Here is a 13,967-nt window from a genome sequence, read left to right on the forward strand (position 1 = left end):
AAGGGGCGCGACTGCGACCATCGACCGCTCCAGCTTGCCGAGCCTCGTTCGGACGCCGCTCAATCACCGTGGGTCCCGTTTTTTGCTGTTGTGGCATGGGGCGGCTCTGCGGAATCGAGCTCAGGTGACGGGAGGCCGGCAGATCCCGAAGACATGGCCAGGCCGTTGATAACTGGTAGCGTAAACGCATCATTGCAGCAGAACCTCAAAAACCACGGAGAAGAGCCCGCGATTCAAACTAGCGCAGTCCCGGTATTGGATTGCATGCACAGGTGATATGCTCGCATCCGGTTAGTGAGCGGCTATGGCGCAGCTCCTGCGTGAACCCATAACGACAGCGGCGATCCTTCGAGAGATGCAGCGACGACCCGTTCTCCAGACCGGAGGTCCGTGCTTGATGTGGCGATCGGCACGGATTGCTATCAACGCTGACGGCCGCCGGTGCCGCGCAAGCCGGTTACGACGAAACATCGACATGATCTCTTCTATGGTGGGATTGGCCCAACGATACCAGGGTAGTGGCAACTGTCGCCAATTGCGGCGCCAGTGAGGTCGGCCTTCGTCTTCGAACTCCTTGCTGGCTTCCGCTAAACAACGCGGCCTTATCACAAAAGGCTGGGAGATTTAACGATGATTCCGGCATCCGGACTTCTGCGCATTGCCGGCCGGTAATAGCGCGAAAGACTTGCAGCAATCGCAGCGCCGGCGGCACCCGTGACTAGTATCCGCACTGCCTGGCCCGTAACAATGCGCTGTGACCAGCGGAAGCCGATCTCGTGGAAAGACAAGGCATGCTGCGGGCTGATATGATGAAAGACGCCGGCAATGGTGCGGCGGACCCGGGACTTGAAACCTCCCACCGAGTGGACGGCGACTTGGACGAATTCGCGGCTCGAATGCTTTACGTTCTCATGCGTAGCAAAGCTCTTGCCAATCGCCATGAACGCCTCACCGCCCATCAGGCAGGTTGCGGTTCGATCCCTTTCGCCGTCGCGCGCCCTGCATGTATCGAAAGGCCTTTTCGGCCCCGTCCAGGCGGTAGACCGTCCGGATCCATTCTCGGTCGCTCACCGAGATGAAAACGGTCGATCTCCACCGTGCCATCTTGCATGTGCTCGCGCGCCAACATGAGGCGCAGCGCATATCCCATTCGCTAGCTATTGGGCATCACCAAATGTGGAAATGCCTATCTTCGCCGCATGAATGATCCATGCCGCCAGGGCTGCTATCCCGCACCTGGCGCGAACCGGGACTGCAACCGGTTCGTGGATCGTGTCCAGGAGGTGGTTGTCTAATCGCTAAACTGGTCGTCAAGGTGCTTTAGGGGCGGCGGCGCGTGAAGACGATGTTGGCGGCGGCACTGCCTCAGCGTATTCAGGAACATTTTCGACGAGGCAATGCGCATCACGTGTCACCTTGCCTGTTGCGCTGCTCTTTTGGCCCCGTACTTGCGGCGCCGGGTCTCAAGGCTTCCGGGCGGTCATTTGCGAGATTCATCCCGTACGAGTGACAGGACAGGCGAATTGGCGCGTTGTAGGTCAGTGTGAACATGAACGACCAATAAGGCTCTGAGGGCAACGGGCTACTGAGCGACAGTCTAGATGAGACCCCTTGCTTGTCGCGCTGCAAGGGGGCTCATGACCAATCCTGATGAGCTTCGGCGCTTGCATATCTGAGCTGTCCCGACACGCGATGCCCTTCTACCAGCGCATTGTTGGATATCAGATGTGCATGCAAGGGGGCAGTGAAGCTCTGCTACTTTTACGGAGAAAGCCGTTCTGTCAGGTGGACGCGAGGCGAGTCTTGAATGTCGTGGAATAATAGGGTCGTCTGGTCGGAGGGCTTGTTCCTCCGCCCGCAGCATTTTCAGCAGGCCGATCGTCACGTCGAACAGCTGGTGCGCAGCAGGACGGCGGTTTTGCATGGGTACGGGTGGGGTATCAGCGAGCTGCGGCTCAATCGAGAGCTGCTTGGTCTCGGTAAGATCGCCATCGAAGCGGCTCGCGGCGTCTTGGAGGAGGGGATGCCCTTCAGTATTCCTGACGAAGCCAACCAGCCAACTCCCTACGACGTTCCGCCGGATTTTCGAGATCCGCTTATTCACTTGGCGGTACCGTTTTATCAACCCGGCGCTCTTGAAACCGACGCGCAAGCGGGAATTGACGTACCTATCCGCTTCGCAGTCTCCACTGAGGATGTTGTCGACACCAACGCTGGCGAGCGAGGCAGCGCCTCCATCGACGTAGCGAGGCTGGATTTTCGACTGCTGCCGGACGCGGCAGACCGGTCTGGCTACACTTGCATCCCAATCGCCCGTATCATAGAGGTCCGGGCCGACCGACAGATCATTCTGGACGAAACGCACGTGCCGCCAACCCCCGACTGCGCCAGCTCCCGGGTCCTCTCGAACTACATCACTGAGATCACCGGCCTGCTTCACCATCGTGGTGAAGCTCTGGCCACTCGGGTCTCCCAGTCGGGAACGAACCGGGTTGCAGAGCTCGCGGACTTCCTTCTGCTGCAGGCGATCAATCGGTACGAGCCGTACTTCTGCCACCTGTCCAAGGCCGCCGTTGTAAATCCGGAATCGCTGTATGTTCTCATGCTCCAGTTGGCGGGTGAACTAGCCACGTTCGCCCGCGTCGATAAACGTGCCCCGACCCTTGGTGTTTACAAGCACGACTCTCTCGCGGAGGCGTTTTTGCCAGTGATACAGTCGATCCGGGCTTCGCTGGGTGCAGTGATTGAGCAGACTGCGGTCCCCGTACCGCTGCAGCGGCAAAAATACGGTGTCCATGTGGCTGAGGTGGCCGACCGCTCTCTCTTTACGACCTCGAGCTTCGTGCTGGCTGCTCGGGCTGATATTGAGGTCGAGCGCCTCCGGCGCGAGTTCCCGTCTCAGATTAAGATCGGCCCGGCGGAGAAAATCACGGAACTCGTCAATGTCGCACTGCCCGGCATTATCATCAATCCCCTACCGGTCGCGCCGCGTCAGATCCCGTTCCATGTTGGATTCAGCTATTTCGAGATCGATCAAAATAGCCGCTTCTGGAAGGATATGCCCCAATCCGCCGGCTTGGCGCTGCACGTTGCTGGCGACTTCCCAAATCTCGAAATGGCTCTCTGGGCCATCCGAGCCGGACAGAACCCACATTTGAGTTAGCCCACCAATGCCCCTCACGCTACGTGTACACAGCAATAGATGTAGTTTTCCGGAATATCTCGTGCCGGGCGACGCGGCTGGTGGACTGACTACCAGCCGAGCAGGCAACAGCCTGGTTCTGCCGGATGATCAGCAGATGGTCTCGAAATCCCACTGCTCAATCGAGTGCATGGCACGGCGATACGTACTGATCGACCGAGGCCGCGACGACACATGTCAAAATGACGAGGCGGTGCCGCTTCCGTCAGAGGCGCCGGTCGCCCGGAAAACCAGCGATGTTATTCAGATCGGCGCCTATATGACCGATGTCGTCGCGGTGTCGCCTTCGATATCCATTGCGGAGAGTGCCGCCGAACCGGAGGGACAACTTGCAGCGACAAGTGAGGAGTTGAGTCTTCTTGGCCCCCTCGAAACGGCCTCGTCGCTCCTGGCGGGCAATTGCACCCGGGGTGAAGAAGCGCTGCTGGACCTGAGGGACGGCGAGTTCCTACCATTGCCGTTCTTAGGCACTCGTTTAGACGCGCTGGCGGGCATGATGAGAAGTCCGTGGGATATCTACGCAGACAGTGTGCCAGATCGGGCCCCCATCTTGACGCAACCCAAGGTGGAGCAATCATCTCGCCAAGAATCATCGAGCGGCGGTCACGGCTTTCCTTGCCGCCTGCGGCTTATCATTGGCAGATGTCCGGAATGCCGGCATCGTAAGCGTGCTGGATCGTGCAGGGAAAATGCTTCTGTATTCCGCCGCGCTGCACAGCATACTCTCCGAGCGAGAGCTGGCGAACAATTATTCAGAAATAAGAGTTCCGACGAAAAAACCCTGAGTCTCGTTCCCGATGTCGGCGAGGCGTTGCGCGCAGTTCTGTGCAATGACTCCAGCGGGTCCCTCCGCGGAGACCTGGCCGTTGAGCAAGCCTTCACCGACCGTGGGACGCATGACGTGTCATTCGCGGTTGTGCAGAAGGCTCTGTCCAGCGTCCGTGCACGCTTGTCCCTAGCAGGGATCGAGAAGGCGATGGGGCGGCCCCGTTCCCTTTTGCACCGCAACCATAAGGCGCGAAACCGGAGTGCGTACGTGCGCGTCTTCAATGACGTCGTATCGAGCATCGAAACCGATTTGCTCCGGAGCTTCGGCGCCGACTTCGCGCGCCCAGTGCGAGAGCGTAGTCGACCCGCCCGCCGATCCCACGATGAGAGCGTCCGCTCCGAAGGGAAGTGGGCGGGTTGATGGTGGTGATTGAGGAAACGATGCCAAAATCCCAGCCACTCGTCCTCCTTCACGCCGAGGAGCAGTTGGCTGTCCCTTCGCCGTCATCGCCAGTGGCGGACGAACTTACCTGGGAGATGCTTGCGCTCGACCGACTTAATCCACTGGTCGCGGCCGCGGCGGCGCTGCTGGGTCTCAGCGCTCAGCTCAAGAGCAGTGCTAGCCATATCGACGTTGAAGCACTGCGCCTTAGGGTGCTGCGGGAGATCGATGCTTTTGAGCGTCGGATCACGCCGCTCGGATTGCCCTCGCGAGCGATCAAGGTCTGCAAATACGCCCTCTGCGCGACCATCGATGACATCGTTCTGAACACAGCCTGGGGCAGCAACAGCGTCTGGACGACGCGCAGCTTGGTGGGATCGCTGTTCAGCGATACCTGGGGCGGCGAGCGCTTCTTCGATCTGCTGACGCAATTGAAAAATGAACCGGCCATCAATATAGAACTGCTGGAGCTGCTCTACTACTGCATGAGGTTGGGCTTCGAAGGCCGCTACCGCGTCACTGCGGGAGGAGCCGCAGAGCTCAGTGTGCTGTGCGAAGACGTCTACCGCCTGATCCGAGCAGCCCGTGGTGACTTCGAGCGCGAACTATCCCCGCACTGGCGGAGGAACTCAAATAATCCGAAGCCACGCCGCACAATCGTTCCAATCTGGGCCGTCGTAGCGTTTGGGGCAGGATTACTCCTCTCGATCTATACCGGACTCCTGCATGCATTAAATGCCCGCGCCGACGCTGTCTTCAACGATATCGCGACATTGCCGCCGAACGGCGTTGTCAGATCGGCGAGAATCGCATTGCCACCAAAGGTTGTTATGAGCAGCGACCGACTGCGTAACTTCCTCGAGCCCGAAATCCGCGAAGGGCTTGTCACTGTGTCCGAGGACCCACAGCAGATCGTCGTTATCATTCGCGCCTCCGGGATGTTCGATTCTGCTAGTCCGGAAGTGAAGAAAATGTTCCTGCCGCTTCTTTTACGAATTGGTCGTTCTCTGAACGGTGAGTCGGGATCGGTCCTCCTGACCGGGCACACCGACGCCATTCCGGTGCAATCACTCGCCTTCCCTTCAAACGATTCCCTTTCGCTCGCGCGTGCGAGCGCAGCTGCCGAGATTATCAAATCCATGATGGATGACCCAGGCCGCGTGCGAGAAGAGGGCAGAGGGAGCGGAGAACCGGTCGCTTCGAACCACACGCCCGAGGGCCGCGCGCGGAACCGTCGGATTCAAATCATCATCACAAAGACACAATGAAGACAAGCCATGCAGTCAATCAAGAAAGCGCTTAGGTGGCAATGGCTCCGTGTCGGCGGGGCGGCGATCGTATGTGCCTTAATCTTCACGCTCGGACCGCATATCTCGGTCGGAGGATTTGCGCCGCTTGACAGCCTTCGCAGCCAGATCGCGGCATCGATGCTGATTCCGGTCGGATACACCGTGATCTACTTGATCCAGTCCCAGCTTTACAAGGTTCAGGCCTATTTTGAAGACCTCGTCCAATCACGAGTGTCGGGAGCGCTGGACGCGGGTGGGGCCGAGCAGAAGAAGGGAGACCCAAGGCCTTCCGACCGAAGTGTGGGGCAAGCCAGCACGCTTGCTGAAAGAGAGCTGGAGGCGATTCGTCATCGTTTCCGCGAGACCCTTACCACACTCAAGGGGCGCCGCTACGCAGGAGGTATCAGCAGGCGGTGGCTCTATCAGCGGCCCTGGTATGTGATGATCGGTCCGCCCAACTCGGGGAAGACCACAGCAATAGTCAATTCCGGGCTCAGCTTTCCGATGGCGGCGAGGTCCGGTCTGAGAGCCGCCGGTGGGTTAGCGGGTACGGAAAACTGCGACTGGTGGATCACCGATGACGCGGTGTTCGTCGACACTGCTGGGCGCTACACGGTACAGGAGGGTGATGCAGACCGGGACAAAGCGGTTTGGCGTGGCTTGCTTCGTATGCTCAGACGCTCCCGGCCACGGCAGCCGCTGAACGGTGTCTTAGTCACGATCGCAATCAGCGAGCTGAATTCTACATCCGAGGAAGTGCTCGCCGATCGCGCGCGCTGTATCCGTGAGCGGCTCCTCGAAGTGTACAGGGAGCTTCGCCTGCAACTGCCGATTTATGTGCTTTTCACTAAGAGCGATCTGCTGGCGGGATTTGTTGAATTCTTCGACGATCTGGGTCGCGAGGGGCGGGAGGCGGTGTGGGGGTTCACCTTTGCGCAAGAGGCGTCGGAGGACGAAGGCGATCCGATGGCGTTTGCCGCAGCATACGATGCGCTTGTTGGCCGCCTAAACGAAAGGCTGCTTGAACGAATGCAGCACGAAAGCAACCTCCAGCGTCGTGCGCTCATGTTCGGCTTCCCACAGCAGGTCGCTAGCCTCAAGCACCTGACGCAACAGTTCTTGAAGGAAGCCTTTGGCGGGAATTCGTTCCAGGAACCGCTTATGCTCCGCGGCGTCTACTTCTTAAGCGGCACGCAAATTGGCATGCCCTTCGATCGAGTTGCGAACGCCAGATCTCAGACCTTCGAGATCGCTCAGCCGCCCTGTACAGCGCTTCGTGGCCCGGGCCGTAATTATTTCATCAGCCGGCTGCTGCGCGAAGTCGTTTTCGCCGAAGCTGGGCTCGTCGATGCCAATCACCGCTTCGATCGGCGCCAGCGGCGGATCCGGTATGGCGCCTACACGATGATAGCGGCGGTCATTGTTACCGCCAGCGTCTTATGGACGTTCAGCTATATTCGGAATGTTCAGCTGATCGAGAGCGTTCGCCTAATGGCTGGCAGCTATGCCAGAGGGGCTGAAAAGCTGAAGCTCGACCGGGTTGAGAGTGGCGATCTTCGACCCATCCTGCCACTGCTTCAGCGGCTGCGTGATGCCAACGGCGACAGCGCGGGCGGCCGCCTATCAAGTTCGGGTCTCGACCAGAGTAAGAAAATCAAGGTTCAGACGCTCGCGGCGTACCGCCGCGCCGTGAACACCATCCTGCTGCCGCGGCTGATGTTCCGGTTGGAAACCTTATTGGTCGAGCGGCACGACGATGATCAGTTCGTCTACCAGGCGTTAAAGGTTTACCTGATGCTGGGTCAGCAGGGTCCGCTCCAGCGCGCGGTCGTCAAAAACTGGATGGCTGCCGACTGGCGAGTGATGTTTCCGGCCGAAGCCGATGCCGGCCTGCGCAGCGCGCTCGCTGATCACCTGGATGCACTCATGGAAGGGCCGCTGCCCCATAGTGAGCTTAATGGCGAACTGATCGAGAGGAGCCGCGCGAAGCTCCAGACCGTCTCGATGGCGCGCCGCGTCCTCGACATCATCGCGACCAGTCCCGAAGCCTCGCGGGCGCCAACCTGGCGTCTGGCCGACCATGCCGGGCCGCTGGCGCAGGGCGTCCTGGCTCGCAAATCGGGACAGCCGCTCAGCGAGGGGGTTCCTGGCATCTACACGAGGGCGGGGTTTTACGGAACCTTCCTGCGATTGCTGCCGCAAGTGGCTGACGCTGTCGCTGCAGAAGGCTGGGTTCTCGACTCACAGGTAGTCGCGCCGATTGCAGCCGGTGATGTGAGCCAGAAGCTGCGGCGTTCGGCGGCGGATCTCTACGCTCAGGAGTTCGCGTTGCGCTGGGACCAGCTCATTGGCGATATGTCCATCCGCCCGTCTGGGGGTATCGATGACGCGCTGCGCACCTTGAACACGCTGTCCGCGCCGACGTCACCAATGCGCCTGTTCCTTTTCGCGGCGGCGCAGGAGCTAAAGCTCAAGCAACCACCGGCTCCCGAGGACGGCTTGACGAAAGGTGACAGTGTCCCCCAGGGCGAGGTGTTGCCAAGCGAGCTCGAGGCACTGTTCCGGTCTCAACCGGCCGCGGACACGCCTGAAGCTCACGTCCAGCTCTATATGGGCGATCATTTCCGGTGGCTGCACCAGCTGGTCGAAGTGCCGTCGAACAGCCAAGCGGGCGCGCAGGCGCCGATCGACAGTGCTCTCCGGGATCTCGGCGAACTGTATCGCTCCCTCAGCCAGGCGCAGGGGCTGGCGGGTTCGAACATCTTGGAACACAACGGGCAGGCGGGCGTCGCCATCCAACAGATCGAGGCGGGGGCGGCCGATCTGCCCGAACCCATCCGGCAATGGATCCTCGGCCTCAGCCGCCACAGCTCGGACCTAACCGTCAGCGGCATGAGGCGCGGGTTGGCGAGCGGTTGGGCGGGCGGCCCCGGCGATTTGTGCCGACGGGCTACCGAAGGACGGTATCCCTTCGCGAGCGGATCCCGCCGGGATATCCCTTTGAGCGATTTCGCCCGGCTGTTCGGCCGCAAGGCGGAGATCGACACTTTCTTCGCCGAGAACCTTTCCCCATTCGTCGACAAATCCAAAGGTTCGTGGCAGTTTCGGCCAACGAGCGGTGTCGATTTCCCTATCGGCCGCAATACCTTGGCCCAGTTCCAACGGGCAGCCACGATCCGCGACACCATGTTCGATGATGCCGGCCAGGTGTCAGTTGGATTCCTGCTCACCGTCGCCGAGACCGATCCGTTGACAGACCAGGTGGTGGTAGACATCGACGGCCAGCGCCTCGAACATCGACGAGGAACGGCCGCCGCGGCCATGCATTTCCATTGGCCTACGGCCGGCGGCGTCGGCGGCGCTTCCGTCGCTTTCATCGGTTTTCAAGGCGCCACCCTCTCTAAGAGCGGCCATTGGGCGCTGTTTCGCCTCTTAAATGAGGCGGATAAGCAGCCATTGGGAGGAGGGGACCTTATTCAGGTACGACTGGTGTCCGGTCGCCATTGGGCGGTTTTTAACCTCCAGCCTGACAGCGTGATGAGCCCGTTGTCCCGCAATCTGCTGTCAGAATTCCGATGTCCAGATTTCTTATGAACGCCGGGATAGCATCCGACTGGCGCTGGGAAAGCCCTATGGGGTCACGAGACGCCCACGCAGGTCTGCGGCGGGAGAGGTCGGCATGTCGGTTGCCGGCCGGATCGGAGGCGGTCACGGCTGCGACTGGCGGCGATCGTCGCTTGATCTCGGCGCGCCGCTTTCCCGCTCGACTAGACCGCTGGAGAGCGCGGTCACCTCCATCAGGCAGATCTTCGGGAAGTTGGGTGATCAGATCCTGTCCCACCCTATCAACCGACGTACACTGATCTAGAACAGGAAACTGGAGAGATATAATGGCCGGAATGAAGCACAATAGGACAAGAGCGAAGAAATTTCTGCAGTTGATCGACCAGACGAAGAACAGAGCGGATTTGGAGTTCTGCTTTGCGGTCGGCACGGTTGGCGATCTGCGGAAGCCTGCTGTCCTGGTGAGTAAGAAAAAGCTCAATGGATTGGCACAAACTTTGAAAAACATGCCTTTTGAAGATGATGAGGATAGTAGTAAGGAGAACTTTTCGCTTCTGCGGAGAGGCACGGGCAGGATGAACGAAAACGGCGTTATCCTCGTCAAGTTGGCTGATGGTGGAAAGGCCGGGTTCCCGCAGGTCCAAAAGGTGATGAAGAAGTATTTCGTGAACTTCCGCATGAGGTTGCCTGACATGCAGGAAGCAGGAATCTTAACTGAAGAAGACATTCAGCAGTTTGAGATGAACGCCGAGGAGAACTCCCAATTTCTTCCACCCGACGACTCTGAAGAATTCAATCGGCCGATGACGGCGCTCGATAGCGCGGAAGGGAACTCTGCAGGGAGTGTTGAAGAAACCGAAGAGAGAAGCAAGCGTGAAGGCGGGGCTGAGCTCCTGGAGCAGCTTCTCCCGGAAGTGAAGGAGGGCATTGCCGCCGCGGCCGCGACCATTTCCAATCACGCAGTAAGTCTCAGCGCGCAAATTGGCGCGGGACAGACCGCAGAGTTGTCCCATCTGACCACGAAGATCGCGGATTGGCTGCAACGTGTGCTGGCTGCGACGCCTCCGGAAGAGCAGGAGGCAACGCTGCACAACTTCGCCGGCCGACTTCTGTTGATGCTGGCCTATCCTGAGAATCTGCGAAATCTTCAATATGTGGATGACATGCCCGATGGGGCGGGGCAGGGCGAGACAAACGGCGACCGCCGCGAAGAGGTCGTGGTGAATGGGATCGATCTGAACAGAGTTCCAACGGGCGCTCTCGATCAAGACGAGGTAGTAGAGTCCTTGTTCCGTCTGATCAAGGCAAAGGCTCAGGAGCGACAGCTTTCTTATCCGCTAGAGAACGCGAATTCTGAGAGGATTGCGAAGATAGTGTCGTCGCAATGGCCGAAGGAACTAGGCGATGCAGCCCGTAGGCGCGCGGTTGTGGAGCGTCTGATCGCAGCGGTGGTCCCGCGGCTCGGTAACGATGATCAACTTCTGGTCCTTCTTGGCATCGCAGACCAGCCCGAAAGGACCAAATCCATCGAGAACTCGGTCGAAAGTATCATAGCTATATGGCAGGCTCATCTCGACACTGCCTTGACGCTGCGGGATGAGGTAAAGAGCAAGATCAACCAGATGGTCGATGTGGAAGCCCGCGGCGGAACGTGGAAGTATGTCGACGACATCTTCCTGCAGTTCGGAGGAGAGCTTTCAGATCAGCTCTCCGCCATCACCGAACGCAACGGTGAGGCACTGTCGAGCGCGACCGAGCGTGTCCGAACCACAGTCCAGAAGAAGCTCGATTATCTCAACGGCAGCGACATTGTAGCCATGCTTGACAATCCTCCAATCGACATCGGTCCGGGCACTATAGGGCAGACGCTGCGGGAAGGGCTCGCGGCCATCACCGATGGACTGAAGCGCATCGAAACCTCGCGCGCCGCGCCCGCCGCGTAATAATCGCCTGTCTCGATGCCGGCCGACCCACCGGAAGGCCGGGCGAGCAGGCCATCAACGGCCTCATCAGCGACGGAAGGAGTTCCGCCGCTCAGGTGGGTCAGCGAAGCGGTGAAGGAGCGGCGCACCAACAGAGGCTCTTCTTCATCGGCTGCCGCTTCAACGACCAGATGCTGCGCACCTACGCCCGACGGATCATGACGCGATCCAACGCACCACGTTTTGCGGTGCTGGATGCGGCAGCGCCGACCAACAACCAACGCCGTTTCCTTGCAGCAAGCCCGATCACGCTTATCGACGTGCCGACTGGCGAAGCTGCGGCTAGGTTTATCGGCTGAAAACCAGAGTAGAGAAGGAGTGTTGCGGGTACGACGATACACGAGGATTTCGGAGGTCGGTCGTCGGCACCGACGTCGGAGGCGGATTTGCCGTAAACGTTGATCATCACGGCCGCTGTTTGAAAGTGCCGCTCGCCTTGCTATGATCCACCCATTCCTTTTTGCACGCATTCCATCCACAAAAACGATTTTACTGCTCAAAACGATTGCCCTTAGAAAACGCTGAAGAGCGCTGTGTAGATTATGTGGAGTTCTAAAAAAATGGGTCCACAGGTGCGGAGACGATGCTGGAAATTCGACCTGGAGCCCTCTGTCAGTTGCCTGGCCTCGATTGTTATCTTACGCTGGTCGTGATCGGGCAGAATCTTCACCGTTGCTTCTCCCGTTTCAGTGCTGATAGGGCTCTCACAAGAAGCACTGTTCCCTGGTCGACTAACCTGTGAGTGCATCTCCCACAATCACTAGAAGCCAGAGCAGGCGCGCTCGCAGCCGCGAGGACTTGGTCTGCGCCTTTTGCAGGGCCACCAAACCTCGTGATGTTTTCTTGCGGCTGTCGGGCCGAAATATGAAGGATTGAGTGATGTGGATAGGTTAGGCAGTTCTGCTGCAAGCGCTTCGGCCCGGGTTTCTGTGCGGCGTCGCAACAATGATCAAGAAGGTTGCGCAGGATCGGTTGTCGGCAATGTCGCCGCGCCGGTCACTAATGGTATCGGCTTCGACCCCGTGAGCTCTAGCTGCACTGTCAAGCGCCACCCTATGAAACTACGAAGGCCGGTGGCCAGGCCAGAGCGACCTACCTTCCGAAACGAACTGGAGAGCAACATGCTGTGTCTAGGGCTCAGTGGCGGTCTAAGCAGAGTCTACGAAAATTCGTTCGATCTACCGAACACCTTTATGCACGATGGGGCTGCGGTTCCCGTTCGCGACGGGCGAGTGATAGCGGCGGTCGAGGAGGAGCGCCTTAACCGGATCAAGCACTCCAACAAGTTACCAACGCGTTCGATTCAATATTGCCTCGCATCTGCAGGTGTTCACCTGAGCGACATCGACCGCATCGCGTATTATGCGACCGAGGCCTATTGCAACGCTGTGCTCGAGCGCGTGCGCCTCTTTCACCCAAGCACCCCAGCATCGGATCCGAGACTGTTGCAACGGGCTCGGGGAAGTCGACACGGGCGCTATATTCCTGTGGGACACCCCGATGTTCCATGTGATCGCCATCGTCACACAGATCTGGCCGCCCCTTGGACGCGTGATGGCACAATGCCATGAGGTTGTCACCCGCGCTCCACCGCCGAGATGAACTCGAAAACGTTGGACCCGGAATTGATTGTTGAGGAATGAACGTCATGAAACGCTATGTAGAAAAAGAGGTGACGGATCAACTCGCTTATAGGCGAAAGATGTTGCAAGATTGGAGAGGAGAGCGCCTCACTGGACACCAGATAAACTTGGCATCAATAGACCTCAACCTCCTGGTCGCGCTCGAGGCTCTGCTCGAATACCGGAACGTGACGCACGCGGGCCAGCACATCGGGCGGAGTCAACCGGCGATGAGCCGGGCACTGGGAAGGCTGCGCGGCATGTTCAATGATGACCTGCTGGTGCGGTCTTCAACGGGTTTGATCCCAACGCCGCAAGGCGAACACTTGGCTCAAAGGCTGCCGTCGGCACTGCGTACGATCCGAGAGATGGTGACAAGCCGCAGCGTAATCTCAAAAGAATGGGGGAGGGGGGCAACGCTGGCGATCCCCGATCATCAAGCTTTGGCTGTACTACCGCGCCTCCTGCCGTGGTTACGCGAGCGTGCCCCTCATCTCGACACACTCGCCTGTTTGCCGTTTGATCGTGCCATGCGGGGGCTTGAGCAAGGTGATATTGATTTGGCCGTTGGGCATATTGACGTGCAACTGCCTGGCTATTTTCGGCGCAGTCTCTATACAGACCGCTTCGCGTGTTTGTTGCGCCACGACCATCCCGCGCTGGCGCAGGAATGGACGATCGACAACTTCGCGACCTTGCGTCACGCTGCCATCAGTACGGACTCCCCGACCATTTCGGCCCGATCTACGACCACTTGCCCAACCTGCGAGAGGATCGTAGTCCCATACTTTTTTCCAGCGTTCTCACGGCAGCGGTGGTGGCTTCGGGGACGGATTTGGTATTGCTCGTCCCGCGCCGCGTTGCGACCCAAGTTTCCGCGATGCTGCCGCTTAGGGTTGTTGATCCACCCCTCGAGCCGGCACCGTACAAGGTCATGCTCATCTGGCACGAGCGGTGCCATCACGACCCGCAGCATAAATGGCTGCGCAAGGAGGTCGCCGCAGCGTTGGAGACGGGAGCAGACTGACACAAGAAGCGGTGATCGGGATGCTCCCGAAGCATCAAAGAGAGCAAACGGGGATTTTGCGCGGGGAGATG

5 protein-coding genes and 4 pseudogenes are annotated in these 13,967 nt (G+C 59.2%); 8 read left to right on the top strand and 1 reads right to left on the bottom strand.

Annotation, left to right across the window (positions count from 1 at the left end; genetic code table 11):
• Positions 1-605: 605 nt before the first annotated feature.
• Positions 606-1,153, bottom strand: a pseudogene (locus NE852_RS01260) (transposase); the annotation flags it as partial.
• A gap of 654 nt (positions 1,154-1,807) precedes the next feature.
• Here NE852_RS01260 and tssK point away from each other — a divergent pair.
• The 8 genes and pseudogenes from tssK (at position 1,808) to NE852_RS01300 (ending at position 13,896) form a co-directional block, all read left to right on the top strand.
• Positions 1,808-3,163 carry a type VI secretion system baseplate subunit TssK gene (gene tssK, locus NE852_RS01265; RefSeq protein WP_258155572.1) on the top strand — a complete coding sequence of 452 codons (1,356 nt, stop codon included), beginning with the start codon at positions 1,808-1,810 and terminating at the stop codon, positions 3,161-3,163.
• Between the two features lie 7 nt (positions 3,164-3,170).
• On the top strand, positions 3,171-4,391 hold the full coding sequence (locus NE852_RS01270; RefSeq protein WP_185171510.1) for a type VI secretion system-associated FHA domain protein: 1,221 nt from the start codon (positions 3,171-3,173) through the stop codon (positions 4,389-4,391).
• Entirely contained in the window at positions 4,391-5,680 is a 1,290-nt protein-coding gene (icmH, locus tag NE852_RS01275; RefSeq protein ID WP_008536065.1) for a type IVB secretion system protein IcmH/DotU, read from the top strand. Before NE852_RS01270 ends, icmH begins: the two co-directional genes overlap by 1 nt.
• A gap of 9 nt (positions 5,681-5,689) precedes the next feature.
• On the top strand, positions 5,690-9,295 hold the full coding sequence (gene tssM / locus NE852_RS01280) for a type VI secretion system membrane subunit TssM (RefSeq protein ID WP_012489525.1): 3,606 nt from the start codon (positions 5,690-5,692) through the stop codon (positions 9,293-9,295).
• Positions 9,296-9,591: 296 nt separating this feature from the next.
• Positions 9,592-11,208 (top strand): hypothetical protein, encoded by a 1,617-nt coding sequence (locus NE852_RS01285; RefSeq protein ID WP_008536069.1) that lies wholly within the window; start codon positions 9,592-9,594, stop codon positions 11,206-11,208.
• Positions 11,209-11,319: 111 nt separating this feature from the next.
• Positions 11,320-11,546 (top strand): annotated as a pseudogene (locus NE852_RS01290) (SIR2 family protein); the annotation flags it as partial.
• 822 nt (positions 11,547-12,368) lie between these two features.
• Positions 12,369-12,695, top strand: a pseudogene (locus NE852_RS01295) (carbamoyltransferase N-terminal domain-containing protein); the annotation flags it as partial.
• Positions 12,696-12,886: 191 nt separating this feature from the next.
• A pseudogene (locus NE852_RS01300) lies at positions 12,887-13,896 on the top strand (LysR substrate-binding domain-containing protein).
• Positions 13,897-13,967 lie beyond the last annotated feature (71 nt).

The sequence above is a fragment of the Rhizobium sp. Pop5 genome, from assembly GCF_024721175.1.
In the GTDB taxonomy this organism is placed as follows: domain Bacteria; phylum Pseudomonadota; class Alphaproteobacteria; order Rhizobiales; family Rhizobiaceae; genus Rhizobium.

Excerpts from the sequence above, each read along its gene's own strand:
- tssK (WP_258155572.1), top strand. The coding sequence starts at position 1,808 with ATGTCGTGGAATAATAGGGTCGTCTGGTCGGAGGGCTTGTTCCTCCGC.
- NE852_RS01270 (WP_185171510.1), top strand. The coding sequence starts at position 3,171 with ATGCCCCTCACGCTACGTGTACACAGCAATAGATGTAGTTTTCCGGAA.
- icmH (WP_008536065.1), top strand. The coding sequence starts at position 4,391 with ATGGTGGTGATTGAGGAAACGATGCCAAAATCCCAGCCACTCGTCCTC.
- tssM (WP_012489525.1), top strand. The coding sequence starts at position 5,690 with ATGCAGTCAATCAAGAAAGCGCTTAGGTGGCAATGGCTCCGTGTCGGC.
- NE852_RS01285 (WP_008536069.1), top strand. The coding sequence starts at position 9,592 with ATGGCCGGAATGAAGCACAATAGGACAAGAGCGAAGAAATTTCTGCAG.